This window comes from Streptomyces sp. NPDC028314 (genome assembly GCF_055565795.1).
In genome coordinates this window covers 264489-291062 of record NZ_JBVHTP010000007.1, presented here as the reverse complement: position 1 = coordinate 291062, position 26574 = coordinate 264489, and the positions used below count along the sequence as shown (strand labels likewise).

Here is a 26574-nt window from a genome sequence, read left to right as displayed (position 1 = left end):
TGCGCATTCCCGCCGGCCCGCGTCACACCGGCCCCGCGTCCCATCGGGTCGGCGGGACGCGGGTCACGGGTCACGGGTCACAGGTCACGCGGCTCAGGCCAGGCGTACGGGGAGGTCGAACAGGTCGTTCTGGGTGAGGATCGGCTTGTTGCGCAGCTCCTCGCGCGCGACCGCGAGGCTCAGCCCCGGGAAACGGGCGTAGAGGGCCGGGAGGGCCACCAGGGCCTCCAGGCGGGAGAGCGCCGCTCCGGGGCAGACGTGCGGCCCGTGGCCGAAGGAGATGTGCCGGTTCGGGGTGCGGGTGATGTCGAACTCGCCCGCCGATCCGCCGTGCTGGGCCTCGTCGCGGCCGAGGGCGCCGAAGGAGACGATCAGGCCCTCGCCCTTGGGCAGGATCCGGTCGCCGACCTCGACGTCCTCGCTCGCGAAGCGGATCAGGACGTGCGAGGTCGGGGTGGACCAGCGCAGGGTCTCCTCGATGACGTTCTCCCAGGGGACCTCGCCCCCCAGCACCAGGGCGCGCTGCTCGGGGTGGGTCTCCAGGGCGACGACCGCGTTGACGATCAGGCTGATCGTGGTCTCGTGGCCCGCGGCCACCATCAGCTGGAGGGTGTTGGTGATCTCCTCGGTGCTGAGGTGGTCGCCGTCCTCCGAGGCCGCGATGAGGGCGCTGGTGAGGTCGTCGCCGGGGTTCTCGCGCTTGGACTCGACGATGCGGGAGAACAGCGCGCCCAGGTCCGCCATCATCCGGGGGACTTCCTCGGGCAGGGTCTGGGTGGAGAAGAACTTCTCGAACAGGGCCTTCAGCCGCGGGTGTTCGGCGGCCTCCACGCCCATCAGCTCGCTGATGACGTTCATCGGGAGCGGGTAGGCGAACTCGGCCTTCAGGTCGACCGTTCCCCCGGCGGGCAGTCCGGCCAGCTTGTCCAGCATGCCCGTGGTCAGGGCCTCGATGCCCGCGCGCAGCTTCTCGACCCGGCGGACGGTGAGGGCCTGGGCCACGAGGCTGCGCAGCCGCCGGTGCTCGTCGCCGTCGACGGTGAGCATGGAGCGGCCGGGGTTGGCGAGGCCGATCAGCGGCCAGTCCAGGGGTATTTCGCCGCGTTGCCAGGCGCCCCACACGTTGATGTCCTTCACCACGCGGGTGTCGGTGAGGAGCTTTCGGGCCTCGGCGTGGTGCGTGACGGCGTACACGCCGACACCGCCGGGCAGGACGACCCGGACGAGCGGGCCCGCGGCGCGCAGCGCGGCGCTCTCGGCGTCGAGGTCGGTGACGAAGGGGTCCAGCGTGATGGCGGCGGGGCCGGTGTGGTCGATCGGGCACGTCATCTGGTGGCTCCAAGGGCGGGGGTCGGGGTGTAGGTCACGGGAAGTGCCGAGAGTCCGCGCAGCCAGGGAGAGGGGCGCCTGGCGAGCGTGGAGGCGGGAACGGCGAGGTCGACGTCGGGGAGCCGGTCGAGGAGTACTTCGATGCCGGTGCGCGCGATGACCTCGGCGACCTCCTGGGCGGGGAAGGGGCAGCGGTGTTCCCCGTGGCCGAACGAGAAGAAGGCGTTGTTGCCGCCGGTGAGCGCGCCCGCGTCGGTGCGTACGTGCGGGTCGGAGTTGGCGGCGGCCAGGCCCAGCAGGACGAGGTCGCCGCCGCCGATGCGCACTCCGCCGAGTTCGGTGTCCCGGGAGGCCCACCGGCCGGCCACGTTCTGGGTCGGGGTGTCCTCCCAGAGGACCTCGTTCATGGCTTCGCCGACGCTGTGCCGGCCGCCGGCGAGGGAGGCGGCGAAGCGGTCGTCGGTGAGCATGAGGCGCAGGGTGTTGCCGATCCAGTCGGCGGTGGGCTGGTGGCCGGCGGCCATCATCACCATCAGGTCCTGGGCCACCTCGTCCAGGGTGAAGCCGGCCTGGTTGGCGAGCATCCGGGAGGCCACGTCGGGGCCCGGCGCGGCGGCCTTGGCGGCGAGCAGCGCGTACATCGACTCGCCCAGGTGGCGCTGGCCGTCCAGGGCGCCCTCCCGCCCGTTGATCATGTCGTTCATGGCGGTGACGAGCCCGGGGCCCTGCTCGTCGGAGAACCCGTAGATGCGGACCAGCACCCGCATCGGCAGGAGCATCGCGTACTCGCCGACGATGTCGCACTCGCCCTTTCCGCACAGCTGGTCGATCAGCTCGTCCGCGAACCGCTCGGCGTGGCCCCTGAGTTCGAAGGGGTCGACGGATTCCAGGGCCTCGGAAATCACGGCCGCGCGCTCGCCGTGCCGTTCGCCGACGGTGTAGAGGATGGACGGCTGCTTGCGCCCGATCATCGGGCGCAGCGGCCAGTCGGCGGGGATGCGGTCCCACTGGTTCCACAGCTCGGAGTCCCTGGAGAACAGCTGCGGATCGCTGGTGACCTGGTGCAGTTCGCGGTAGCCGAGGACCAGCCAGGCCGGTACGTCGCCGTCGAGGACGACCGGGGCGACGGCGCCGTGCTCGCGCCGCATCTCCCGGTACAGCGCGACGGGGTCGGTCTGGAACCGGGGGCCGCCGAGGTAGACGGGCTGGGGTGCGCGGGCGGCGGGGGTGGTCACGGGGCGGGCTCCGGGGTCTTGGACGGGGCGGCCGTCTGGAGGTGCTGGACGAGGGAGATCAGGACGTGCTTGCTGGACTCGCGCGAGCGGGCGTCGCAGAACACCAGCGGCACGCCCTCCGGCAGGTCGAGGGCCGCGCGGATCTGCTCGGGGGTGTGGGCGGGTCCGCCGAAGTCGTTGCAGGCCACCACGAAGGGCGTGCCGTGGTGTTCGAGCCGGTCGATGGCGTACCAGGAGTCCGCGAGCCGACGGGTGTCGACGAGCACGACGGCGCCCAGGGTGCCGGCGAACAGGCGGTCCCACAGGAACCAGAACCGCTCCTGGCCGGGGGCGCCGAACAGGTAGAGCACGTTGTGCGCGTCGAGGGTGATGCGGCCGAAGTCGAAGGCGACGGTGGTGGCGGTCTTGGCGGCGATCCCGTCGGTGTCGTCGACGGCCTCGCCCGCCTTGGTCATGGTCTCCTCGGTGTTCAGCGGGCGGATCTCGCTGACCGAGCGGACCATCGTGGTCTTGCCCACGCCGAAGCCGCCCACGATGACGATCTTCAGGCCGTTGTCGGCGGTGCTGTGGAGGGTCTGGCGGGGCCCGCGCGGTTCGGGGGACGCGTCAGAGATTGCGGAGTCCAACGAGCACCTGCTCCAGGATGTCGGGGTCGGGAAGGCTGTACGTCGAACGGGGGTGCCGGGCGCTGATCCGCCCGGTGCCGAGGAGGTCGGCGAGCAGGATCCTGACGATGGACACCGGCAGGCCGAGTTCGGCGGCGATCTCCACGACGGCCGTCGGGTACTGGCACATCCGCAGGATGGCCGCGTGCTCCGACTGCATGCCGGGCGCCGGGTCGCACTCGGCGACGACGAGGGTCACCAGGTCGAAGGCGTCCGAACCGGAGCGGCTGCGGCCACCGGTGAGGGTGTAGAGCCGGTCCGGGGAGTCGTCCCGGCCCGGCCTGCCGCGGCTCAACCCCGGGGCCTGGCGATCAGATGCTCGCTCAGCTGCTCCACCAGTTCGGACATGTTGTGGCCGACGAGGCCGGCGTCGGCCTCCTCGGCGGCGACGAGCGCCAGGTGCGCGCCCTCGCCCGCCTCGACGATGAAGAGGATGCCGCCGTAGAACTCGGCCATGGCGGAGCGGACTCCGCCGGTGCCGTCGCCGAACTCGATGGACGCGCCGTGCGAGAGGCTCTGGATGCCGGCGGCGATCGCGGCGAGCTGGTCGGCCTGGTCGACGGAGAGCTCGGGGGTGCGGCAGAGCTTGAGGCCGTCGCGGGAGAGCACGAGGGCGTGCCGGGCGTCGGGGGTGCGTTCCAGGAGCCCTTCGAGGAGCCAGCTGAGCGTCTCGTCGGTGGTGGAGCCGGTCATTCCGTGTTGCCTTCCGGGAGCGGGGGGTGCTGGGGGGTCGACGGCTCCGCCGCGGCGCCGCGCACGGCCTGCCGGAAGCTGCCGAAGCGGGCGGCCGACTGGGAGGCGCCGGTCGGGGCGGCCTGGGTGCGGGCCGCCCGGGCCGCGGCGTCGGGCCCTTCGGGGTGGGCTGCGGCCAGGGTCCGGCCGCGCCGCCGCTGGGGCAGGCCGCTGTCACCGAGCGGCGGGTGCCCGCCGGTGGGTCCGGGGTCTTCCTCCGGGGTGGTGCCCGCGGTGGCCGGGGTGCCGGCTCCGGTGGGCGTACGGTCCTTCGCGCGCCCGGTGTCCTGGGCCGCGGCGGCGCCGCCGTGGGCCCGGGGGCGGTCCTGTGCGCGGGTTCCGCGGGCGTGCGCCGGGGCGGCTCCGGCCGGGGTCGCCGGGAGCGCCGGCGCGGGCACGGCTTCGGCCGGGGTACGGCTGATCAGTTCCTGGGGAAGCATCATGAGCGCGCCGGTGCCGCCGCGGGCGGAGGGCCGGAAGGACACCTTGAGCCCGTGCTTGAGGGAGAGGCGGCCGACGACGGCGAGCCCGAGGCGGGTTCCGGAGAGCCCGGCGAGGTCCAGCGACTGTGCGGTCACGGCCTGTTCGGCGCGGCGCAGCTGGAGTTCGCTCATGACGAGGCCGCTGTCCTCGACGGTGATGACGATCCCGGCCGGCACGTCCTCCACGTACACGTGGACCTCGGCGGTCGGCGGCGAGAAGTTCGCCGCGTTGTCGAGGAGTTCCGCGAGGGCGTGCATGACGCCCTCGGCGGCGTGCCCGGCGACGGCGGCGTCGCAGGTGGAGTGCAGCCGGACGCGCTGGTAGCCGCCGATGCGGCCCATCGCGCCGCGCAGGATCGACTCCATGACGATCGGCTTCGCCCAGCGGCGGCCCGAGCGGGCTCCGGTGAGGACGGCGACGGAGTCGGCGAGGCGGCCCGCCTGGGCGGTGCGGTGGTCCAGGTGGAGCAGGTCGCCGAGGACGTCCTCGTCCGCGTGCCGGTGCTCCATCTCGCGCAGGTCGGCCAGCATTCCGGTGGCGAGCGCCTGCATCCGGCCGGCCGCGTTGGCTGCGGCGGCCATGGCGGCGGCCCGTCCGGACTCGGCGCGGCGAAGTTCGGCGCCGAGGCGCTCGCGGGTGGCGAGCTGGGCGGCGGCGACGCCGTCGAGTTCGGCGGCGTGCGCGGCCACCAGCTGTTCGACTTCGGCGGCGTGGGCGCGTGCGACCCGGTCGCGTTCGGCGGTGCGGGCGGCCGCGTCGCGGGCGGCGTCGGCGGTCAGCCGTGCGATGTGCCCGTCACGGGCGGCGAGTTCGGCGCCGAGGCCGGAGACCCGGCCGCGCAGCAGCCGGGCGGTGCGCGCGGTCCAGGTGACGGCGAAGGCGGCGACCGAGAGCAACAGGACGCCGAAGACGGAGAACCAGCCGAGGGGGACGCGGACGGTCGACGGGGCCGCGGCCACCGCCGCCGTGCAGAGCACTCCCGCCGCCACCGCGGTGACGAGCAGGGCGAGCGCGGAGGGGCGCAGAGGGGAAGGCGACGCCGTCATCAATCAAAGCCTCAAACCGGGGCGAAATGGAAGAGAGGGTTCCTGTGGCAACGAGGTGTCACTATAGGAGAACTGTTGATCACTTTGGAAAGCTCTCGGCCAATATCACCCTCGGTAACGACCGTTAGAGGTGGTTCAAGGGCAGTTTCGGCAGCTTTGAGCGCGGTCGAAAAATGGTTTCGTCTGCCGATGGCCGCGAAGCCACAATGGCCGGATGCCGTTCAGCGCCGAGCAACTGCTCGCCTCCCTCGACCCGCTCCCCCACGCCGAGCGCCTCCGCCGCCTCGCCACCGCCGCCCGGGATCTGGCGCGCACCGGTGAACTGGCCGGCGTACTGGCCGAGCTGGATTCCCGGGGCCGCTACGAGCGGCGGCTCGCAGCCCTCGGGGCGCTGGCCGGACGGGACGCCGGGTACCTGGCACGGCGGCTGACCGACCCGGACCCCGTGGTCCGCCGCTACGCGCTGCGCGCCGCCCGGACCCTGCCGGTACCGGACGAGGCGATCGAGGCTCCGTACCCCGAGGCGGCCGCCGAGATCCGCAGGGAGCTGGCCAAGGCGGTCCTCACCGGGCCCCGGACCGCCCTCGCGGAGCGCCTGGTGCCGCGGCTGCGCGAGCGCTGGGGCGACCGGGAGGCCGCCGTCCTGCTCCCCGCCTGCGGGCCCGCGTTCACGGCCCGGCTGCTGCCGGAGCTCGCGCACGCCGTCACGGACCCGGTGCGGCTGGGCCGCTCCCATCCGGGGCCCCTGCTGGACCTGGCCGAAGCCGAACTCGCCGCCCTGCCGGGGACCCTCCTGGACTCGTGGTGGGAGAAGCAGTCACCGGCCGTGGCCGCCGCCACGCCCGCCGAACCGCTGCGGGTGCTCGGCCTGCTGGAGCGGTACGGCCCCAAGCGCCTGCCGCGGCTCCTGCGGGACCGGCTGGGCGACCTGGTGGCGGCCGACGCCGAACGCGTCGTGCGCTGGATCATCGCGCCCGAACGGGAGGAGAGGCGCTACGAGTCCGCGCTCCCGGCCGCCGTGTTCCGCGGGCTCGTACGGGCCGATCCGCCGTCCCTGCCCGCCCTCGGACGGCTCTGGATCAAGCGCACGGGCCCCTTCCTCCTCCTGCTGAAGGCGATGGCCCCGGACCGCCGGGAGGCCTTCTACGACGCCGCCCTCCGGGACGCCGCCATCCCGGAGGGCAACCACAGCGAGGCCGTACTGGAGCTGCTCCCCCGCCGGCGCCTCCTCACCGAGGTGCGGCGCTCCCTGGCCCCGCCGGAGAAGGGCGACACCGCCTGGTGGGAGGAGGGGTGGATCGGCGACCGCCTGGAGACGCTCGCCTACCTGCCCGTCGCCGAGGCCCGGCCCGAACTCCTCGCGGCGATCGGGGACTCCGACCCCGACACCCGCGCCGCCGGCTGGCGGCACCTCCTCGGCAACGCGTCCTGGGCCGGCGACCCCGCGGCGGTGCGAGATGCCCTGGAACTGATGACGGCACGGCTGCGCAACGACCGCGACCCCGTCCGGGCGGCCGCGCTCCGCGCGCTCGCGGCCCTGCCCGTCCGCCTGCTGGACGGCGCGGCCGCCGGCGCACTGGAGCGGATCGCGCTCGACGCCCTGCGGGCCCGGGACAGCTCCGTCGGGAGCCGCGCGGCCCTGCGCGACCTGGTCTTCAACGTGCTCGACGAAGCCGGCCCGGACGAGGGGCTGCTCGACTGGGCCCTGCTGACCCTGCGGGAGCTCACCGCCCACACCGGCCCGGCCGCACTCGGCCCGCACGGCCGGAGCCTGCGCCCCGGCCGCGAGCAGCCGGTGTTCGACGCCCTGCGCCCCTTCCTCGACGGCGCCGCCGCCAAGGGCGAGTACGGTCTGCTGCTCGCCGTCGCGGACGCCCTGGGCGACCGGGGCCGCGGGTCGGCCGGCCTCCAGCGGATGCTGGGCGAGGCCCTGGAGCGGTGCGAGGACGCCGACTTCCCCGGACTCGCCCGGATCTGGCTCGCGGACCCGGCCACCCGCGGCGACCGGGTGGCGGCCCTGGTCGAGGGCGAGCCCTCCGCGGTCGCCCTGGCCCCCGTCATGGAGGTGCTGTCGGCGCACCGCACCGACCTGCTGGACCGCGCACTGGCGCACGAGGCCCCGTACGGCCGGTTCCTGCGCGCGGGAGACGCCCGGCCGCTGCCCCGCTTCGAGCGGGCCGACCGGTGGCTGCCGCGCCAGCAGGAGGCGGCCGTACGGCTCGTGGAGGCCGCCCTCGACGACGAGTCGGCCGCCCTCTACCACCGCGCCGCCCTGATCCGCAACGCGGCGCGGATCCCCGACCACGGGCCGGAACTGCTGCGACGGCTGGCCCGTTCGCGGCAGCCGGTCCTGGCCGAGGCCGCGCTGAGCGCCTCGGCCTGGACCGAAGAGCCCGCCGAGGCGCTCCCGGGGCTGCTCGCGCACGCGGGCGACGACCAGGCGCGCGCCGGGATGTACGCCGCGGGGCGCGCGGCCGCCCACACCCCGCCGTCCCGGCTCGGGGAGCTGCTGGCGGGACTGCTGCGCGCGGACGGCGGCGTGAAGGTGACCAGCCGCAAGGAGGCCGCCCGGCTGGCGGTGCGGTTCCTGCCGCCGCGGCGTGCGGCCGCGCTGCTGCTGGAGGCCGGGAGCGCCGAGGGCGTCCACCCCGACGTGCTGGACGTGATCGTGGGCCTCACGACGGAGCTGCTCGCCCTGGAGGAGGTGTGGGAGTTCCTGGAGGCCGTGGCCGGCACGGCCGGACCGGACACGCGCTGCGCGATCGCGTCGGCCGCGCCGCTCGACGTGCCCCGGGCCCACCGGCCCCGCTACGCACGGCTGGTGGCCGCGCTGGCCGGGGCCGAGGACGGTCGCACCGCGCACGCCGCGCTCTGGGCCCTGCCGCACTGGGTGGCGTACGCGCCGGAGGCGGCCGACGCCGTCCGGCTGCTGACCTGCGACCTGGGGCGCCCCGGCCGTTGGAAGCACGCCGCGATGGCCCTGCAGCGGATCGCGCACTCGGGGCAGCCGCATCCGGTCGGCGGGGGCGCGCCGGGGAGCGCGCTGCACGGCGCGGTCGAGGACCTGCTGGCCGTCGTACGGGCCGGCGGCGAACCGGAGGCCGGGGCGGACCGGGACCTGCCGGCCGTGCAGCGGATCCGGCACCTGTCGGGCCGGCTGGTCGACGACTCCCCCGAACTGCTCACCGCACTGGCCGGGCAGCTGGCGGGTGAGCCCGCGCTGGCCGTGACCCGTGCCGAACTGCTGGCCAGGGCGGTCGACCTGACCGCACGGGCGCCGGTCGTGGTGGCCGCCCTGGAGCGGCTGGCCGAGGCGGTGGAGGGCCGCCCGGGGCTCGCCGCGACCTGCGCGGACAGGTTCCGCCAGCGTTACTGGTACCGCGATCCGCTCCCGGACTCCGCGACCGTACTGGAGGTGGTGCGCGGCCTCGCACGGCCCGGTACGAGGACGCGGGGGCTGTTCGCCGCGGCCCTCACCGCGGCGCTCGGCCGGCACTACGACTGGCCGCAGGAGTGGCGCACGATGCTGGCCGCGCTGCGCGGGCACCCCGAACTCGAGGTCCGGGACGCGGCGCTGTCGGCCACGACGCACGAGGAGTGAGCGGGACCGACGGCTCATTTCCGGACCCTCTCCTGAGAACGGCCCCTGCGGGACGATCATCACATTGCGGCCATGGCATCCTGTGACGTCACAACTCGCCGGACGGGATCGGCGGACGTCCGGGGAATATGGGGAAGGTCCATGAGGCTCTGCTTCCTGGTGGAGGAGCACTACCGCCACGACGGCATGCCGAACGAGGTGATCCGGCAACTGACCTCTTGGGGGCACCAGGTGGATGTCCTGCGGCCGGGCGGCTCGCTGGTGCGCATGACCGACCTGGTACAGGCCGGCGCCCACGACGCCTGGGTGCTCAAGACGGTCTCCGGCGGTCCCGGGCTGACCCTGCTCGAAGCGGCCGCCGCGACCGGGATGACCACGGTCAACGACGCCCGATCCATCCGGGGCGTACGGGACAAGGCGGTGGCCGCGGCGATCGGCCGCGCCCGGGGGCTTCCGCTGCCCCCGACGTACGCGGTGGCGCGGCCCGAACTGCTGGCGGAGATCCCCGCGGGCGAGTACCCCCTGGTCGTCAAGCCCGCCGACGGCAGCTCCGGGCGGGCGGTGCACCTGGTGTCCTCGCCGGACCGGCTCGCGGCCCTGCTGCCCGAGCTGGCGGGCGAGGGGATGCTCATCGCCCAGCCGTACGTGCCCAATTCGGGCACCGACATCAAGGTGTACTGCGTCGGCGGGGAACTGTTCGCCACCGAGCGCTGCTCGCCGCTGCGCCCGGACCGCCCGGTGCGGGAGCGGCAGGTTCCGCTGCCCGCCGAGGTGGCGGCCATCGCGGCCCGGGTCGGGACGGTGTACGGGCTGGACCTGTACGGGCTCGACGTGCTGCTGGGTCCCGACGGGCCGGTGGTGGTCGACGTGAACGACTTCCCGAGCTTCCGCCAGGTGCCGGACGCGGCCGCCCGGGTGGCGCGGGCGGTGCTCGAACTGGCGCGGGCCGGCGGCGCCCGGGAACATCCGGCAGAGCCCTCCTGCCCGCGGCAACGGCAGTACGCTGCGTCCACGCCGCTGCCGGTCTCGATTCCGGTGCAGATCGCGGTGCAGGTTCCGGCCCGGGCGGGGGATGGCGCATGAGGATCGGCCTGATCACTGCGGACTCCGGGCACCCGCTGCTGGCGACGGCGGCCGGGCTGCTCGCTCCCGACCACGAGGTGGCCGTACTCGATCCGGGGGATCCCGGGGCGGCGGCCGCCGCGCGGGCCGACGTGTACCTGCTGAAGGCGCGCACCCCGAGGGCGCTGGAGCTGGCGCGGGAACTGGAGCGGCGCGGGGCGCCCGTGGTGAACTCGGCGGCGGCGACCGAACGCTGCCAGGACCGGACGGAGATGGCGGAGCTGGCCCGCCGGGCCGGGCTGCCCTTCGCCGCGACCCGGACCTTCGGCTCGCTGGGGCAGCTCGCGCTCCAGGCGACCGGGCCGGGGCTGCCCGGGCTGCCGTGGCCGGTGGTGGTCAAGAGCCGGCGCAGCCGCAAGGACGACCTGGTCGCACGGGTCGACGACGCCGCCCGGCTGCGGCAGCTGGCGGGCGGCTGGGGCCAGGAGCCCGTCGTGGTGCAGGGGTTCGCGCCGAACAGCGGCTGGGACCACAAGGTGTGGGCGATCGGCAACCGGGTCTTCACCGCCCTGCGGCCCTCCGAACTCGCCGTCGGCGGAGGGGGTTCGCCGCGACCGGCGGAGGAACTGCCCTCGCATTGGGCGGAGCTGACGCTCCAGGTCGGCGAGGTCTTCGAACTGGACGTGTACGGGGTGGACATCATCGACACGGGCGAGGGCGCCCCGCTGATCGTGGACGTCAACGCCTTCCCCGGCATCCGGGGCCAGGCCGGCGCCCCTGAGGCGCTGGCGTCCCTGGCTGTCCGCAAGGCCCGCTGACCGTCCTTGACCGCCCGGGGCGGGGTCGGGCCCCGCGGGCCCGGCCCCGCCCCGGGCGGCTACTTGATGGGCCGGCCCGGGCATCAGCCGCCGAGCGCCGCCACCTGCTCCAGTTCCGCGGCCAGCAGCCCCGGGTCGCGGGGGCCGATGTGCGGAGCCGTCAGGGACCGTACGCGGAACCGGTTGTCCGGTGTCAGCTCGTCGGCCTCCTTGATCATCAGGTCCTGGAGGGCAGGCGGGATCGTCCGGTCCTCGGTGAAGCGGATGTAGGTGCGCGGGACGCGGCCCCAAGCCTGCGGCAGGCCCCGGGCGTCGGCGGTGGATATCGCGGCCGACTCATCGGGTTCGAGGATGTTCAGCAGGGTCCGGAACTCGTCGTCGGACTGGTCCGCGGCGATTCCCTCCTTGGCGGTGCGCAGGAAGTCGGGGTCCGCGGAGCGCCAGTTGATCCGGTTGACGCCGAGCTCCGGCGGGGTCGGGACGAGGGGCAGCCGGAAGATCGCGCTGGTGGCCGCTTCCGGGGCCGACATCAGCTCTTGGACGGTCGCCCGCCGCGCGGGGCAGTAGGCGGAGACGTAGACGAGGTGCGAGATCAGCTCGGGCACCAGGTTGGACACGGCGTTCAGGGTGACTCCGCCCATGCTCTGGCCGACGAGCACCACGGGGCCGTGCCGGTGCGCGCGCCGCACCGCTGCGGCCACGTGCTCGGCGAAGTCGGCCAGCGTCACCTTGCCCAGCGGCGTGGGCTCGGTGCGCAGCCCCTCCGGGTCCTGCGGGCTCTGGTAGGAGCGCGGGAAGTACGCGCCGGGGCCGTGGCCGGGCAGGTCCACCGCCACGGCGCGGTGGCCGCGCAGGGCGAGTTCGGCCAGGACGGGAGCCCAGCCGTACGCGTTGCTGCCGGCGCCGTGCACCAGGACGAAGGTGGGCGTCTCAGCCGGGTTGGTTGCATCGTTCATGTGATCACACTTGCGAGTCGATCACCCGATGGCCAGTCAATTACCGCCGCGCGTAAGCCTCCGCCTCGGACGCGGCCCCGAGCCCCGTGACCTCTTGGACGTGGCGCAGGCTCGGCTCCAGCAGGACCGCGTGCAGTTGCTGGAAGACCTGCCGGGCCGCCACCGCGTTCCAGTCGGCCGGGAGCAGCTCGGTCGGCAGGCCCGGGTCGAGGTACGGCAGGCGCCGCCATTGGGTGAGCAACGGCACATAGTGGCGGAAGGCCTCCGCGGGGTCCGGTTCCGCTCCGGCCTCCATGCGCGCGGCCACCGGCCCGTAGGTGTCGGTGAAGGCGGCGTACTGGCTCTGGATCGCGGGGAAGTCCCACCAGGAGCTCACCGTGCCGGGCAGGTCACTGAAGGCGGCGTACTCGGCGGCGAAGAGGTGGACGTACTCGCTGAGACCGAGCCGGACCAGCATGCTGCGCGCGTCGTCCAGCAGCCGGCCGGGCGCCAGCCACACACCCGGCGCGATGTTGCCGAAGCCGAGCCAGGTCAGCCGGGTGCGCAGCTGGTAGCGGTGGTTGCGTTCCGATTCCGGTACGGAGAACACCGCCATCGCCCAGCCGTCGGCCAGGTCGGCGGGTTCCAGACTGCCGAAGATCCGGCGGTCGCCCTCGTCGAAGACGGGCAGCACGGCGGGGCTGAGCCGGTACCCGGTGGCGCCCCGGCGCTCGGGTTCGAGGACGCCGCGCTTCTTCAGCCGGGAGATGGCCGAGCGCACCGCCGGACCGTCGACGTCCAGCTCTCCCATCAGGGTGATCAGGTCCGCGATGGAGGTCCAGCCGCCGAGGCGGCGCAGGAACGCACCGTAGACCGTGTTGATCGACGAGCTGGGCCTGTGGGGGCTGTCGGACATGATCGCCTTCCGTTGTGCGCGGTCGCGATCATATCGGGGCCCCTTCGGTCCCCGGCCGGTCAGGCCGCCTCGGGCCGGCCTGTGACGGCTGCCGGTCCTACCCGCACGGCGCGCCTCCTCGGTCTTGCCGGATCGGTTCGGGGGCCTGCGGGCCCGCCTTCGTGAGGATCTCGCGGACCTCGGCGCTCCAGGGGGTGGCCCCGCTGGCGCGGGCGCCGCGGCGGGCGACGACCATGCGGCCGGCGGCGGCCTGCGCGCCCTGCTCGCCGTGGACGGTGAAGGCGTAGTGCAGGGAACTCGCGCCGACTCCGGTGACGCGCAACTCGGTCCGGACGGCCTCGCCGAAGCGGAGCCGGGCCCGGTGGTCGGCCTCGAAGTCCACCCGGGGGATGCTCCCGAGGAGGTGGGACAGGCCGAGACGGCTCAGCAGCACGGCCTCGGCCGCCTCGACCCAGCGCAGGACCGCGCAGGGGCGGTGGTGGCCGGCCGCGTCGGTGTCGGTCCGCTCGACGCGGCGTTCGACGACGACCCGGGGCAGGTTCGGGACGCGGGCCTCGGGGCAGCCGGCCGCGCAGCCGCCGTCCGCGTCCACCGGCAGCGGCACCGGGGCGGGGGCCGGTGTCCGCGCGCGGGTGCGCAGTTCGCCGCGCCGGAGCTTGCCGGTCGCCGTGCGCGGGAGGTCCGCCACGAACTCCACGGCGCGCGGGTACTTGTACGGGGCGATGGCCGCCTTGACGTGGGCCTGGAGCTCGCGGACGGTGGCCTCGCAGGCCGGGACGCCGGCGCGCGGGACCACGTACGCCTTGACGAGCATCCCGCGCCGCTCGTCGGGGACGCCGACGACGGCGCAGTCCGCGACGTACGGATGGCCGGCCAGGGCCTTCTCGACCTCGGGGCCCGCGATGTTGTACCCGGAGGAGACGATCATGTCGTCGCCGCGGGCCACGAACCAGAAGTAGCCCTCGGCATCGCGGACGTAGGTGTCGCCGGTGATGTTCCAGCCGCCGCGGACGTACGCCGTCTGGCGCGGGTCGTCGAGGTAGCGGCAGCCGGTGGGTCCGGTGACGGCCAGCAGTCCGGGCTGCCCGTCGGGTACGGGATCGCCGTGCTCGTCGACCACGGCCGCGCGGTAGCCGGGGACGGGCCGGCCCGTGGATCCGGGCCTGATGTCCTCGCCGGCCGCGGAGATGAACACGTGCAGCATCTCGGTGGCGCCGATGCCGTCGATGATGCGCAGGCCGGTGGCGGCGTGGAACTCCTCCCACACGGCGGCGGGCAGCGGCTCCCCGGCGGAGACGCAGCGGCGCAGGCCGGACAGCCGGGCGGCCGCGCCCTCGGCCATGATCGCGCGGTAGGCGGTGGGCGCGGTGAACAGGACGGTCACCCCGTGCGCCTCGACGAGTTCGGCCAGCCGCCCGGGAGCCGCCTGTTCGATCAGCAGGGTCGCGGCCCCCGCGTGCAGGGGGAAGACCACCAGCCCGCCGAGGCCGTAGGTGAACGCCAGCGGCGGGGTGCCGGTGAAGACGTCGTCGGGGCGCGGTTCGAGGACGTGCCGGGAGAAGGTGTCCGCGTTGGCCAGGACGTCCCGGTGGAAGTGCAGGGTCGCCTTGGGCCGCCCGGTGGTGCCGGAGGTGAAGGCGATCAGCGCGACGTCGTCCGCGGCCGTCTCCACGGTGGCGAAGGCCCCGTCCTTGAGCGCGCAGCGGGCCGTGAGGTCGCCGGGCCCCGGGCCGCCGTACGGGACCACGCGCAGGCCGGGGACGTCCAGCTCGTCGAGGTGGCGGTGGTCGCAGAGGGCGACCGCGGGCCGGCTGATCCCGCACAGTTCGCCGAGCTCGGCGGCCCGCAGCAGGGGCACCGTGGTGACGGCGACCCCGCCGGCCTTGAGCACGCCGAACCAGGCGGCCACGAGCCAGGGGTTGTTGGGGCCGCGCAGCAGGACGCGGTTGCCGGGGCGCAGACCCAGGTCCCCGGTCAGCACCTGGGCGACCTGGCCGGCGCGCCGGTTCAGCTCCCCGTACGTCCAGCGCTCGGTCGGGGTGAGCAGGCAGGGACGGTCGGGGCCCCATCGTTCGACGGCGTCGTCGAGCAGGCTGCGGGCGCAGTTGAGCCGGTCGGGATAGTCCAACTCCGGCAGGTCGAAGTGGAGTTCGGGCCAGAGGGAGAAGTCCGGAAGCCGGTCGCGGCAGAAGGTATCGGCATGCGCCGAGGGGGAGAGCTCCATGGGGCGGCACCTCGATCGGGGAGCGGCGGGGAGAGGGGTTCCTCGGGGACGGCCGGGCGTCTAGGCCGTCTCGGGGACGCGCACCCGGACGGACTTGCCCGACTCGTGCACCATGACGCTGAGTTGACCGCCCGCCTCGGTCGCCAGCAGTTGCACGATGAGCAGGCCGCGTCCCTCCTCCGCGTCCGGGTCGGCCTCGGCGGAGACGTCGGGCAGCCGGGGCAGGGCGGCGCCGCCGTCCGAGACCTCCAGCTGGAGCCACCCCCGGCGGAGGGTGATGCGGACGCGCATCCGCCCGGCGGCGGCGCCCTCGTGCCGGACGACATTGCCGACGAGCTCGCTGACGGCCAGCAGCAGGATGTCCACGGCGCCGGCGGTGACCCGCCAGCTGTCGAGGACGGCGTGCAGCCGGGCCCGGACCTGCGGGACGGTGGCCGGGGTGGGCCCGGCGGCCCAGTGGACGAAGCTCCGCACCGGGCGGGCCGGGGCGACCGGTCCGGCGGGGGCAGCCGCTCCGGCGGGGGCGCCCGGGCAGGCGCAGCGGGCCGCGGGAAGGGCCGGGCACGCGGGGGCGGGGCCGGGGCCGGCGGGCTGAGCGGTGGCGGTGAGCATGACGTGCTCCCAGAGGGGAAGGCGACGACCCCCGCACAGTGGCTCGTGTAACCGGCAGGGAACTCGGACTGCCGATGGGCTTGTGGTCAGCGGAAACGCGTCGCTAGAGTCGTGATTACACGTGTAACACGTTAAGTCTCTCCGGCGCCCGGCGCAAGCATTTCGGACATACGTCACGAAGCCTGACCGCGCCGGACCCGGCGGCCTCCTGGGCCGCACCGAATCGGAAGGGCCGCAATGACGCAACCTCTCCCCGCGGAGCTCGACATCCCCGGCATGGCCGACATGACCTGGCCTCCCCCGCCGTACCGGGCCCCGGTCCCGCCGGTGACCGACGCACACGGGGTCCGCCGCCACGACGGGGTCACGTACGCGACCACCCCCGGCTACCGTCCCCGGCTGCTCGACGTCCAGGTTCCCCCGGGCGAAGGCCCCTTCCCGGCGGTCGTCTGGATCCACGGCGGCGGCTGGCTCGACGGCGACCGGCGCTACCCGCCGCCGACCGTGCCGGCCGAGCTGCTGCACGATTCGGTCCTCGGGGCCGGGATCGCCCTCGTCTCCATCGACTACCGGCACAGCCTCGAAGCGCCTTTCCCGGCCCAGCTGCACGATGTGAAGGCCGCGATCCGCTACGTCCGCAAGTTCGCCGGCACGCTCGGCATCGACCCGCACCGGATCGCCGTCTGGGGCGAGTCGGCGGGTGGCCACCTGGCCGCGCTCGCCGGCGTGGTCGGCCCGGACAGCACGGACGGCCCGGCACTGGAGGGCGCCCACGGCGTCGGCTCCGGGGACACCGCGGTACGGGCCGTGGTCGACTGGTACGGCGTGTCCGACCTGATCGCCCTGGCCGCCCACCCCATGCCGGCGATGCCGTCGGAGGTCGAGTTCCCCAACCCGTACGAAGCGCTCCTGGGCGCCGGCGTGGCCGAGCGCCCGGACCTGGCGAAGGCCGCCAGCCCGGTGACGCACGCCGCCCAGGGCTCGAACCCGCCGCCGTTCCTGCTGGTCCACGGGCGCCAGGACGGGCTGGTTCCGTACAGCCAGAGCGAGCTGCTCGCCGCGGCGCTGGAGGGCGCGGGGGGTGAGGTCACCCTGCGGCCCGTGGAGGGCGCCGACCACATCTTCCTCGGCTCCCCCGACATCCCGCGGATCGTCGCGGAGAGCGTCGCGTTCCTAGCCCTGCACCTCGGCGCCGGAGCCTGACCCTCGCACAGTCCCGTTCCGCCGTGGGGGGCGCGGCCCGGCCCCGCCCCCCACGGGCACGTCGTACATCCCATGACCCGCGGCCACTCCCGCGGTCGCGAGAGGCAGTCATGTCCCGGAATCCGGTCGCTCCCCACCCCGCCGCCGCCCCACCCGCCCGTCCCGCCGCGCCCGCCGCCCCGCAGGCGGCGGCCCCGCGGCCCTCCGGCGTCCTGCTGCTCGGCCTCCTGCTGCTGGGCTTCGCGGCGGCGCTCGCCCTGACCGTCCGGCAGGATCCGGCGGACCCGCCCTTCCAGGCCGTCGACGAGCGCTGGCTGACCTGGATGGGCGGTCCGCACGAAGGGCTCTACTCCGCCCTGGCGTCGGCCCTGAACTGGTTCGGCGGCCCGCTGGGAGCCGTCGTACCGCTCGCCCTGCTGCTGTTCCTGCTGGTGCGCAGACGATGGGCGTCCGCCGGATTCCTGCTCGGCGTCTACCTCCTCGGCAACATGCTCATCGTCCAGGGGCTCAAGCACCTGGTGGACCGCCCGCGCCCCGCCGACCCGATGGTCCGGGTCGACCACGGGTCGTTCCCGTCGGGGCACGCGGCGGGCGCCGTGCTGCTCGTCGTACTCGTCGGCGTGCTGCTGGCGCCGGCCGCGCGGCGGCGGGGCTGGTGGGCCGGGGGCGTGCTGTTCACGCTGGCGATGATGTGGAGCCGTACGTGGCTGCACGCGCACTGGCTCAGCGACACCGTCGCGGGGGCCGCCGCCGGCGCGGGCGCCGGGCTGCTGGCCTGGTGGCTCCTGGCCCCCGCGCTCGACCGGGAACCGTCCCGCGCCCGGCACCGCCTCCCGGCGGCCGCACTGTCGCATGACCGTGCGCGGTAGGTGCGAGGGGGGTGCCGACGGCCGGGCGTGCGCGCCCCGGCGAGCGGGCCGGGACCGCCTGATCGGCGGGACGCCCTTGCTAGAACCTGCCGAGCGCCACGAAGAGGCAGGCCGGCAGCAGGACCACCGCGAGCGCGTCCCAGTCCCGCTCCTCGTGGCCCGCCCGCAGGCGCAGCCACCCGGCCAGCGCGGTGTGGATGCGGCGCATCTCGCCCTCGCCCACCTCTTCCAGCAGGGCCGGGAAGGCGTTCAGGTCGCGCACCACGATCCGGTTGAGGTCGCGCCGAGCCGCCGCCCGCGCGGGCGGGTGTCCCGCTACGAGGTCTGGCGGTGGATCAGGACCGGCTCTACCTCCGGCACCGGCGGCGTCGTGCCCGTCTCGATCAGCTCGTGCACCGCGTCCGCGATGCGCGCGGCCGGGACCAGGTCCAGGCGGACCGTGGTCAGCGCGGGCTGCTGGAGTGCGGACAGCACCAGGTCGTCGGAGCCGACGATCGCCACGTCGTCCGGTACGGAGAAGCCCTCGGCCTGGAGCGCGTGCAGGAGCAGCGCGGCGTACTCGTCGTTGTACGCGAACACCGCGTCCAGGCCGAGGCTCGCCCAGCGCCGGGCGAGGGCGGTCGCGGACTCCCGGGTGTACGCGAGCTCCACCGGGGTCACGGTGGCCGGGTGCCGGGCGGCGACCGCCTCGGCGCCGGCGAGGCGGGGCCCGGCGAGGGTGCCGAGTCCGCGTTCCTGCGGCATGACCACGCCGATCCGGGTCCGGCCGCGGGCGATCAGGTGCTCGGCCGCGGCGGCGCCGATGCGGGCGTGGTCGAAGCCGATGGTGTGCACGCCCGGTACGGGATGGGAGGCGAAGGCGAGCAGCCCGCGCACCCCGGCGCGGCGCAGCACCTCGGCCGCCTGCGGGGTGAACCGGTCGCCGTCGAGGGCGATGACGGCCGCCGGGCGGAGCTCGGCCCAGGCCCGGGCGGCGTCGACGGGGTCGGTGAAGCGTCCCGCGTGGAGCACGGCGGTGTAGCCGTGGCGGTCGAGCTCGCTGTGCAGGTCGTCGACCCAGTCGCTGACGAGGCGGCCGACCGCGGAGATCGACGCGGGCATGAGGACGAGGTTGCTGCGGCCGGCGCGCAGGGATCGGGCCGCGGCGTGGGGTACGTAGCCGAGCTGCCGGGCGGCGTCGAGGACGCGGGCACGGGTGGCTTCGCTGACGCGGTGCCCCTGGGTGTCGTTGAGCACGAAGGAGACCGTGGCGCGCGACACCTTGGCGAGCCGTGCCACGTCGGCGCTGGTGATCGACGCGGGGACGGGAATGTCTTTGGCCATGACGTCCCTCGACGCTCCTTTTGATCGACCGGGTGCCCTCCCTTCGAAGGTTACACGAGTTAGATCAGGGGAGCGGGGGCGCGCCCAGAGGTGCGGCCCCCCGCGGCGCCACCCCCTCGCGGCTCGCTACGAGGGGTCGCGCCGCGCCGTCCCGTGCAGTCGGCGGGAGTCGCCGGCGAGGTCGTCGAGCGCGGTGACGACCGAGTCGAAGCGCATCGTGGTGCGGGTGCCCCTCTCGTACGGGTTCCAGGTCGGCATGCCCGGGTGGTTCGGGTCCCCGGTGCGGGCGAAGGCGATCCACGCCCGGTGCATGGTCCGGGCGAGGCCGTCACGGACGGCGGGGGCGAGCCCGGCGACGAACGGGGCGTGCTCCCACCGGTCGAAGTTGGCGAAGGCGAAGGGGAGTTCGAGGCAGTGGGCGGCGCCGAGCCTGCCCTCGTACGCGGCCGAGGGGAGGTCGAACTGATAGGCCCAGACCGGTCGGCCCGACTCCGCCCGCCCCTCGGCCAGTTGCACGGCCGGCACCCGGAAGAGCTCATCGGTGATGAGGTCCATCAGGACGTCGGCCGGCCGGGCCCCCGGGCGGGCCCGCTCGTACGCCGCATAGGCTCCGGGGGCGGCCTCGGCTCCGAAGGTCTCCGCGATGCGTGCGGTGACCTCCTCCCGCCCTGCGGCGGCGTAGCCCTCGTCGAGGGCGAAGCCGAAATTGGCCTCCTCGCGGGTCCAGCCGATCATCACCTCGATGCCGGCGGCGTGCCCGTGCAGCAGGGCCTCGACCGGGTGGCGGTGCAGGGTGAGGCCGTCGACCACGGGCAGGAACGGCGTCGGCCAGTAGCCCCAGCGCATCGTCAGGGCGAACAGACCTCCGCCGGCGCCGATCAGCGCGGGCCAGGGCAGGTCACGCAGCTCGGCCATGGTCTTGACCCCGGCGAGCTCCAGGTAGGCGCGGGTGCGCTCCAGCGAGGTCTCGGGGTCCGGTAGGTCCAGCCCGAAGGGCGGGCTCATCAGGATCACCCGCCGGATCAGGCCCTGGGCCTCGGGGAGTCCCGCGAGCGCGGCGGTGGACAGCGCGCCGCCCGACTGGCCCGCGACGGTGATGGCGTCCGGGTCGCCGCCGAAGGAGGCGATGTTCTCGCGCACCCACCTCAGGGCGGCGAGCTGGTCGGTCAGCCAGAAGTTGGCGCCGCCGTCCGCCCCGCCGACCCCGTACGCCCCGCGGCCTTCGCCTTCGCCTTCGCCTTCGCCTTCGCCTTCGCCTTCGGGGGCCGGGTAGAGGTAACCCAGCGGCCCGATGCGGTAGTTGATGCCGACCACGACCAGGTCGCCGTCGCGGGCGAAGGTCTCGCCGGAGTAGTTCGGCAGCGAACCGGAGCCCGATACGAAGCCGCCCCCGTGGATCCAGACGAGGACCGGGCGCCGGGCCTCGTCGACGGCCGGGGTCCAGACGTTCAGGGTCAGGCAGTCCTCGTCGAAGGGGGGCGAGCCGTGCCCGCCGAGGACCGGGTCGCCGCCCTCCGCGTACATCTGCGGGGCGCTGGGGCCGTCGACGGTGGCATCCCTGGTTCCGCTCCAGCCGGGGTGCGGCCGCGCCGGCCGCCAGCGCAGGGCGCCGACCGGGGGCGCCGCGTACGGCACGGCCCGGAAGACGGCGAGCCCGTCCTCGACCGCTCCGCGCAGCCGCCCCGCGGGCAGGTCGACCACCGTGCGATCCGGACCTGGTACGTGAGCCATGAACCAATCCTCCCTGCGCTGCGCGTCGGGCACACGCCGACGAAATCGAGAGTATGGCGCGATCGAGACGGCCGTCAATGATTCTCGATATGGACGACCGCGGTGGGATATCGCGAAAACACGGCCCCCGGCACAAGGGCAAGAGGGTTTCCGGACGCGACGGGCCTGGTCAGTGGCTCAACCGGCTGGTTACACGTGCTCGACCAGGCCTTCCCGCCCGGGTCACGATCTGCGCAACGACGCGGCGCAACCTCTGGCGGGACCCCGGAATGGGTGCTACACAGTGTCCAAGCACCTGAGGTGACACGTGTAACAACATCGCGTGAACCACCGAAGCGCGTCCATCGCGAGCTGCTGTGGTCCCCGAGCGACGAGCACACCGCACCGAGCTCGACGCACGCTCCGCAGTCCGTCCGCGGCGCTCCCCGGTGGCACCGCTCGGCCGCGACCGCCCGGCACACGGCGTCTCCCCTCCCCGCCCACCGCACCACCCCATACCCCCCCGCCACCTCCCCGCTCCGTCCCCCGAGGAGTCGTCATGGCCACGAACGAGCTCATCGATCCGCCCGTCCCCACCGATCCGGAACCTCCCCACAGACGCGGGCTCCTGCTCCTGCTGCTGGTCGCCAACTCCGCCATGATGGCGGTCTACATGGGCGTCGGCTCCGTCCTGCTCCCCACCCAGATCGCCGACATCGCCGGAGACGACAAGGTCGCCGTGCTGGGCCTGATCGGCGGCATCAGCGCGATCTTCGCCACCGCCTTCAACCCGATCGCCGGCGCCCTCTCCGACCGCAGCGGCCGCCGCAACCCCTGGGTCCTGGGCGGCGCCCTCGCCTCGCTCGCCGGCCTGGCCTTCCTCGGCAGCGTCAGCACCGCGCTGCTGGTCGGCATCGGCTGGTGCCTGGTCCAGGCGACCATGAACATCTACCAGGCCGCCGTCACCGCCATCGTGCCCGACCGGGTCCCGGCCGCCCGGCGCGGTACCGCGTCCGCGCTGGTGGGCCTCGGTCTGCCGATCGGCGGGACGGTCGGCGTACTCATCGCCTCCCGGACCTCGGAGCACCTGCGCGTCGGGTACCTCGTCCTCGGCGCGGTCGTCGCCGTGGCCGCGGTGCTGCTCACCGCCCTGTGCCGGGACCTCCCGCGCTCCGAGACCGCCGCGGCCGCGCCCGCCGTCCCCAGGAAGGACCGGATCAAGGCCTTCCTGTCCTCCCTCGGCCACCACGACTTCCGGTGGGCGTTCATCGGGCGGGCCCTGATGGTGCTCGGCTACTTCTCCGTGGTGGGCTACCAGCTGTACATCCTGGACGACCACATCGCGCTGCCCGCAGGGCTGACACCGCCCGACGCGATGGCCGTGCTCACCCCGGTGTCGATGGTCGCGATGGCCGTATCCACCGTCGTCGGCGGGCTGCTGTCCGACCGCTGGAACCGGCGCAAGGTGTTCGTCGGCGTCTCGGCCGTCCTCGCCGGGCTGGTCATGGCGGTGCCCGTCATCAGCCCGACCTGGACCGGGATGCTGGTCTTCAGCGCGCTCAACGGCCTGGCCTTCGGCTGCTTCATGGCCGTGGACACCGCCCTCGTCACGCTGGTCCTGCCGCGGGCCGAGGACGCCGCCCGTGACATGGGTGTCCTCAACATCGCGAACGCCGGGCCGCAGATCGTCGCCCCGTTCGTCGCCTCCGCCGTCGTCACCACCCTGGGCGGGTACACCCCGCTGTTCCTCTTCGGCGGGGCCCTCTCGCTGATCGGCGCGCTCGCCATCCTCCCGATCCGCAGCGTGCGCTGATCCGCCGCGGGTCCCCCGCCTCCCGGGCCGCCTCCCTCGTCGCGGCGGCCCGGCCCCGACTCCGGCGGGCGCTCGCCGAGGGTCGTGCGCCCGCCGGTCCCCACCCCACCCCTCCCTCCTCCAAGGAGCGTTCTGTGCGAAGCAAGCGAGTTCTGCCGCTGGCTGCCCTGCTGCTGTGTGCGCCGGCCCTGGCCGGTACGGGCCCGGCGGCCGCCGCCCCGCAGGCCGGGCCGGCTCCCGCGCCCGTGCCGGCCGGCCCGCTGCGGATCCTGCTCACCAATGACGACGGCTACAACGCTCCCGGCATCCGTAAGGCGTTCGAGCGGCTGACCGCCGCCGGGCACGACGTCACCATCGTCGCCCCGCTCACCAACCAGAGCGGTACGGGCACCAAGATGATGAGCGCCAGCTCGATCTCGGTGAAGCACCCCGAGCCGAAGGTGTGGGCCGTCGACGGCACTCCCGGCGACTCGGTGGCCTTCGGCCTCGCCGAGGTGTTCTCCGGCCGCGCCCCCGACCTGGTGGTGTCCGGCACCAACTTCGGTCCGAACGTCGCCGGTCTCGCCACCCACTCCGGCACGGTCGGCGGCGCCGTCGCCGCGCTGGAGTCCGGCGTGCCCGCCATCGCCCTGAGCACCGGCGGGGTCACCGCGCCCGATCCGGTGACCACGGTCAACGCGATGGGCCCGACGCTGGACTTCGCGGTCAAGCTGATCGACCGGCTGCGCGCGCGGGCTCCCCGGTCCGGCCGACTGCTGCCCGAGGGCGTCGGCCTGAACGTGAACCACCCCGTCGTCGGGGCGGACGGCAAGGGCACCGCGGCCGGCGTGGCCTCGACCTTCCAGGATCACCAGCCCCTGCTGGAGCCCGACTTCACCGACGCCGGCGACGGCACCTGGAAGGTGGGCGTGAAGGTGAACCTGCGCCCCGCCGCCCGGGGCAGCGACGTGGAGGCCGTCAGCGCCGGGAAGATCGCGGTCAGCCCGATGAACGCCGACTGGAACACCGGCCCGGCCGACTTCGCGGTCACCTCGGCCCTGATCGCCGGGCTGCGCCCGTAACACCCGGCCCGTAACACCCGGCACACAACACCCGCACACCCGCCGGCCGTCCGGGGAGGGGCGTGAGCGCCCGTCCCCGGACGGCCTCGAACCCAGGAGTACGGAGCGACGGCTCTCGGCCCGGACGGTACGGCCCGCGAGGACAAGACCCCTGCTCGGTACGGTCCTTGCACTGGCGGCGCTGTTCGCCGCGGCGCTCCCCGCGACGGCCGCCCCGCCCGGCGGTTCCTCCCGTCCGGTGGTCGCCGTCGCGCAGGGTGCGCTGCGCGGCCAGGTGCGCGACGGCGCGCAGGAGTTCCTCGGAGTCCCCTACGCGGCTCCCCCGGTCGGGGAGTCCCGGCTGCGCGCGCCCCGGGAGCCGGAGCGCTGGAGCGGGGTGCGCGAGGCGGACCGGCAGGCACCCGCCTGTCTGCAGTTCTCGCCGTTCGGGCTGCGGGATCCGCAGGCCGTCAGCGAGGACTGCCTGCACCTGGACGTCTACCGGCCCGGGGGCGCCCGTGCGGGGGCCCGGCTGCCGGTGATCCTCTGGATGCACGGGGGTGCGTACAGCCAGGGAACGGGCACGCAGTTCGGCGGACGCACGATGGCCGAGCTCACGAACAGTGTGGTGATCAGCATCAACTACCGGCTGGGGCAGCTGGGTTACCTCGCTCTGCCCGAGCTGGCCGGGGAGAACGCCCGGCGCTCGGGTTCCTTCGGTCTGATGGACCAGATCGCCGCGCTGCGCTGGACCCGCGAGAACATCGCGGCGTTCGGCGGGGACCCGGGCAAGGTGACGGTCTCCGGGCAGTCGGCGGGCAGCGGTTCCGTGTGCGGGTTGCTGGCCGCGCCGTCGGCGGCCGGGCTCTTCCACCGGGCCGTGCTCCAGAGCGGGCCGTGCACGCTGCTGCGTACGCCGGACCGTGCGCCGGCCGAGGCGCAGGCGCGGGCCTTCGCGGAGCGGTTGGGCTGCTCCGACCCGGCCGGGGCGGCCGCGTGCCTGCGCCGCGCTTCGGGACCGGCGCTGGTGGAGGCGGCGGGCACGCTGCCCACGTCTGGGCCCGCGTCGGGTGACGGGCTGCTGCCGGTGGAGCCGGCCGCGGCGATCCGCAGCGGGAACTGGAACAGGGTGCCGGTCCTGATCGGCAGCACCCGCTCCGAGGCGCGGTTCTTCGTGGCGCTGACGCAGCCGGGACTCACCGCCGAGCAGTACACGGCCCGGGTCCTGGCGGACCACGGCAGCGCGGGGCCGGAGGTGCTCGCGCGCTATCCGGTCGCGGCGTACGGCTCGCCGTACCTGGCGCTGTCGGCGGTGCTGACCGATTCGGGGTTCGCCTGCAACACCGCCTGGACGGCGCAGCTGTTCGCGGGCCAGGTGCCGACGTTCGTCTACGAGTTCGACGACCCGGATTCGCCCACGCTCGCGGGCGCCCAGGTGCCGGGGCTGGACGAGTCGAACGCGCACAGCGCCGAGCTTGCCTACCTGCACGACTTCACGATGGGCGAGCGGCCGCTGACCTCGGTGCAGGTGGCGCTGGCGACGCGGATGAAGCGGTACTGGGGCGCGTTCGCGCGCTACGGGGTGCCCGCGGTGGCCGGCCAGGCTCTCTGGCCGGCCACCGGGCCCGGCGCGGGGACGGTCATGAACCTCCGCCCCACGGCGAGCCGGCCGGGCTCGTCGTTCGCCGCGGACCACCAGTGCGGTTTCTGGCGGACGCGGCCGCCGGCGCCGGTGCGGTAGGCCGGCCGTCCGAGGCGTGTCCTGTCCGGGTCCTGCCCCCTACCCGGGCTGGACCGCCCGGCCCGGGGAGCGCCGGCGGCGGGCCCGGAGGAAGGTCAGGAGCCCGCCCGCCCCGGCCGTCACCACGGCTGCCACCGTCAGCAGCCAGGCGGGGATCCCGCCGACGGTGAGGAGCTCGTTGTGGTAGACGGCCCGCCGGTAGGGGGTGTCCTGGGCGGCGGCGCGCAGTTCGTGGTCGCCGTCGATGCGGCCCGGCTCGGGGAACTCCTGGTCGATCGCCGTCAGGAACGCCGGCTCGCTGCTTCCGGTCAGCTCGGCCAGGGAGTCCTTCGGGGTGATGGTCCCGGCGAAGGTCACCTTCGGGCGGGCGCCGCCGATCGGGGAGGCGGGCTCCATCCGGTGGTCCGCGAGGACGTACAGGCCGAGTGACTGGGGGGTCCTGGCCAGCCGGGACAGCCGCATCGGGTAGACGAGCCGGGCGCTGTCGAAGCGGATCCGCAGCGGGTCCAGGTCCCCGCGCAGGGGCCGGCCCTGCTCTCTCGGGGCGAGGCGGACGGCTACGTACTCCCACTTCTGGTCGACGTACGGCTTCAGTTCGCCGGCGAGCCGGTCCGGCAGTTCGAAGCCGTTGCTCTCCAGCCAGTTGCGCAGGGCGTCGGGGTCGGTGGCGGTCAGCCGTGCCACGTCGAAGTCACCGAGCTGTTCGCGGCCCACGACGCCGACGGGCGGGGCCGCGCTCCCGGGGGCCGGGGCTCCGGCACTGTCACCGCTGACCGGGGAGAAGGGCCAGTCGGTGTCCCGCGGCCAGAAGTAGCTGCGGGTCTTGCGCTCGGGCCGGGTCAGCCAGGTGAGGTCGCGGAACAGATCGGAGTCGCCGAGCTCGACGGTGGCCCGCGAGGGCACCGGCATGATCCAGGCGGCCCGCTTGGCGTCGCCGCCGACGGTGAAGCGCATCACGATCTGTTCCGTACGGCCGTCCCAGCGCACGACGGAGGTCTCCCGGTCGACGCCGATCCGGGAGGATCCGTCGGGGACCATCGCCCCGCAGCCGCACGCGTAGGCGGGGCTGATCAGGCTTCCCAGCTGTGTCGCGAGCAGGGCGAGCAGGACGGCCAGAATTCTTCGTTTCTTCGTTGCGTTCCACACGCGGTCTGGGACGAGCGGGCGCGCCGTCCGGTTCCGGCCCTCACGGGCGGCCCGTCGGCGCGGCGCGCGAG

General features: G+C 74.6%; 22 protein-coding genes and 1 pseudogene. 8 read left to right on the top strand and 15 right to left on the bottom strand.

Going from position 1 to position 26574, the window contains the following annotated elements:
• Window positions 1-93 precede the first annotated feature (93 nt).
• The 6 genes from ACZ4TG_RS18690 to ACZ4TG_RS18665 are packed head-to-tail and all read right to left on the bottom strand — an operon-like array spanning window position 94 to window position 5490.
• Entirely contained in the window at window positions 94-1329 is a 1236-nt protein-coding gene (locus ACZ4TG_RS18690; RefSeq protein ID WP_468163983.1) for a cytochrome P450 family protein, read from the bottom strand.
• Window positions 1326-2564, bottom strand: coding sequence for a cytochrome P450 (locus tag ACZ4TG_RS18685; protein WP_468163981.1), 1239 nt, complete (start codon window positions 2562-2564; stop codon window positions 1326-1328). The genes ACZ4TG_RS18690 and ACZ4TG_RS18685 overlap by 4 nt, the downstream gene beginning before the upstream one ends.
• Entirely contained in the window at window positions 2561-3190 is a 630-nt protein-coding gene (locus ACZ4TG_RS18680) for a GTP-binding protein (protein ID WP_468163979.1), read from the bottom strand. Before ACZ4TG_RS18680 ends, ACZ4TG_RS18685 begins: the two co-directional genes overlap by 4 nt.
• Window positions 3171-3524, bottom strand: coding sequence for a DUF742 domain-containing protein (locus tag ACZ4TG_RS18675; protein ID WP_468163976.1), 354 nt, complete (start codon window positions 3522-3524; stop codon window positions 3171-3173). The genes ACZ4TG_RS18680 and ACZ4TG_RS18675 overlap by 20 nt, the downstream gene beginning before the upstream one ends.
• Window positions 3521-3922, bottom strand: a complete 402-nt coding sequence (locus ACZ4TG_RS18670) for a roadblock/LC7 domain-containing protein (RefSeq protein ID WP_468163974.1) — start codon at window positions 3920-3922, stop codon at window positions 3521-3523. The genes ACZ4TG_RS18675 and ACZ4TG_RS18670 overlap by 4 nt, the downstream gene beginning before the upstream one ends.
• On the bottom strand, window positions 3919-5490 hold the full coding sequence (locus ACZ4TG_RS18665; protein ID WP_468163972.1) for a sensor histidine kinase: 1572 nt from the start codon (window positions 5488-5490) through the stop codon (window positions 3919-3921). The genes ACZ4TG_RS18670 and ACZ4TG_RS18665 overlap by 4 nt, the downstream gene beginning before the upstream one ends.
• A 214-nt stretch (window positions 5491-5704) precedes the next feature.
• Here ACZ4TG_RS18665 and ACZ4TG_RS18660 point away from each other — a divergent pair, with 214 nt between their 5' ends.
• The 3 genes from ACZ4TG_RS18660 (at window position 5705) to ACZ4TG_RS18650 (ending at window position 10971) form a co-directional block, all read left to right on the top strand.
• Window positions 5705-9091: a hypothetical protein gene (locus ACZ4TG_RS18660; RefSeq protein WP_468163970.1), complete on the top strand. Its 3387-nt coding sequence runs from the start codon at window positions 5705-5707 to the stop codon at window positions 9089-9091.
• Between the two features lie 141 nt (window positions 9092-9232).
• Window positions 9233-10174, top strand: a complete 942-nt coding sequence (locus ACZ4TG_RS18655; protein ID WP_468163968.1) for an ATP-grasp domain-containing protein — start codon at window positions 9233-9235, stop codon at window positions 10172-10174.
• On the top strand, window positions 10171-10971 hold the full coding sequence (locus tag ACZ4TG_RS18650) for an ATP-grasp domain-containing protein (protein WP_468163966.1): 801 nt from the start codon (window positions 10171-10173) through the stop codon (window positions 10969-10971). The genes ACZ4TG_RS18655 and ACZ4TG_RS18650 overlap by 4 nt, the downstream gene beginning before the upstream one ends.
• Before the next feature lie 83 nt (window positions 10972-11054).
• On the opposite strand, the gene ACZ4TG_RS18645 is transcribed toward ACZ4TG_RS18650, so the two are convergent.
• The 5 genes and pseudogenes from ACZ4TG_RS18645 to ACZ4TG_RS18625 all read right to left on the bottom strand — a co-directional run bounded on the left by ACZ4TG_RS18645 (window position 11055) and on the right by ACZ4TG_RS18625 (window position 15658).
• Window positions 11055-11927 carry an alpha/beta fold hydrolase gene (locus tag ACZ4TG_RS18645; protein ID WP_468163964.1) on the bottom strand — a complete coding sequence of 291 codons (873 nt, stop codon included), beginning with the start codon at window positions 11925-11927 and terminating at the stop codon, window positions 11055-11057.
• Window positions 11928-11967: 40 nt separating this feature from the next.
• Window positions 11968-12822 (bottom strand): PaaX family transcriptional regulator, encoded by an 855-nt coding sequence (locus ACZ4TG_RS18640; RefSeq protein WP_468163962.1) that lies wholly within the window; start codon window positions 12820-12822, stop codon window positions 11968-11970.
• 97 nt (window positions 12823-12919) lie between these two features.
• Window positions 12920-13414 (bottom strand): acyl-CoA thioesterase, encoded by a 495-nt coding sequence (locus ACZ4TG_RS18635; RefSeq protein WP_468164165.1) that lies wholly within the window; start codon window positions 13412-13414, stop codon window positions 12920-12922.
• A 33-nt stretch (window positions 13415-13447) separates the two neighbouring features.
• A pseudogene (locus ACZ4TG_RS18630) lies at window positions 13448-15046 on the bottom strand (AMP-binding protein); the annotation flags it as partial.
• Window positions 15047-15106: 60 nt separating this feature from the next.
• Window positions 15107-15658: an ATP-binding protein gene (locus ACZ4TG_RS18625; RefSeq protein ID WP_468163960.1), complete on the bottom strand. Its 552-nt coding sequence runs from the start codon at window positions 15656-15658 to the stop codon at window positions 15107-15109.
• Between the two features lie 237 nt (window positions 15659-15895).
• Between ACZ4TG_RS18625 and ACZ4TG_RS18620 the strand changes: the two genes are divergently transcribed.
• The gene (locus ACZ4TG_RS18620) at window positions 15896-16861 is read left to right on the top strand and encodes an alpha/beta hydrolase fold domain-containing protein (RefSeq protein WP_468163958.1); all 966 of its coding nucleotides are present in this window, start codon (window positions 15896-15898) and stop codon (window positions 16859-16861) included.
• A gap of 110 nt (window positions 16862-16971) precedes the next feature.
• Window positions 16972-17730: a phosphatase PAP2 family protein gene (locus ACZ4TG_RS18615; RefSeq protein WP_468163956.1), complete on the top strand. Its 759-nt coding sequence runs from the start codon at window positions 16972-16974 to the stop codon at window positions 17728-17730.
• A 79-nt stretch (window positions 17731-17809) separates the two neighbouring features.
• On the opposite strand, the gene ACZ4TG_RS18610 is transcribed toward ACZ4TG_RS18615, so the two are convergent.
• From ACZ4TG_RS18610 to ACZ4TG_RS18600, 3 genes are all read right to left on the bottom strand, one after another.
• Window positions 17810-17992 carry a hypothetical protein gene (locus ACZ4TG_RS18610; protein ID WP_468163954.1) on the bottom strand — a complete coding sequence of 61 codons (183 nt, stop codon included), beginning with the start codon at window positions 17990-17992 and terminating at the stop codon, window positions 17810-17812.
• 53 nt (window positions 17993-18045) lie between these two features.
• Window positions 18046-19053 (bottom strand): LacI family DNA-binding transcriptional regulator, encoded by a 1008-nt coding sequence (locus tag ACZ4TG_RS18605; RefSeq protein ID WP_468163952.1) that lies wholly within the window; start codon window positions 19051-19053, stop codon window positions 18046-18048.
• A 126-nt stretch (window positions 19054-19179) separates the two neighbouring features.
• Window positions 19180-20784: a carboxylesterase/lipase family protein gene (locus ACZ4TG_RS18600; RefSeq protein ID WP_468163950.1), complete on the bottom strand. Its 1605-nt coding sequence runs from the start codon at window positions 20782-20784 to the stop codon at window positions 19180-19182.
• Window positions 20785-21322: 538 nt separating this feature from the next.
• Between ACZ4TG_RS18600 and ACZ4TG_RS18595 the strand changes: the two genes are divergently transcribed.
• The 3 genes from ACZ4TG_RS18595 to ACZ4TG_RS18585 all read left to right on the top strand — a co-directional run bounded on the left by ACZ4TG_RS18595 (window position 21323) and on the right by ACZ4TG_RS18585 (window position 25357).
• Window positions 21323-22576 (top strand): MFS transporter, encoded by a 1254-nt coding sequence (locus ACZ4TG_RS18595; protein ID WP_468163948.1) that lies wholly within the window; start codon window positions 21323-21325, stop codon window positions 22574-22576.
• A 134-nt stretch (window positions 22577-22710) separates the two neighbouring features.
• Window positions 22711-23637 (top strand): 5'/3'-nucleotidase SurE, encoded by a 927-nt coding sequence (gene surE, locus ACZ4TG_RS18590; RefSeq protein ID WP_468163946.1) that lies wholly within the window; start codon window positions 22711-22713, stop codon window positions 23635-23637.
• Between the two features lie 238 nt (window positions 23638-23875).
• Window positions 23876-25357: a carboxylesterase/lipase family protein gene (locus ACZ4TG_RS18585; protein WP_468163944.1), complete on the top strand. Its 1482-nt coding sequence runs from the start codon at window positions 23876-23878 to the stop codon at window positions 25355-25357.
• Window positions 25358-25396: 39 nt separating this feature from the next.
• On the opposite strand, the gene ACZ4TG_RS18580 is transcribed toward ACZ4TG_RS18585, so the two are convergent.
• A complete protein-coding gene (locus ACZ4TG_RS18580; protein WP_468163942.1) occupies window positions 25397-26503 on the bottom strand; it encodes a DUF2330 domain-containing protein in 1107 nt (368 codons plus the stop codon).
• Window positions 26504-26574: the final 71 nt, after the last annotated feature.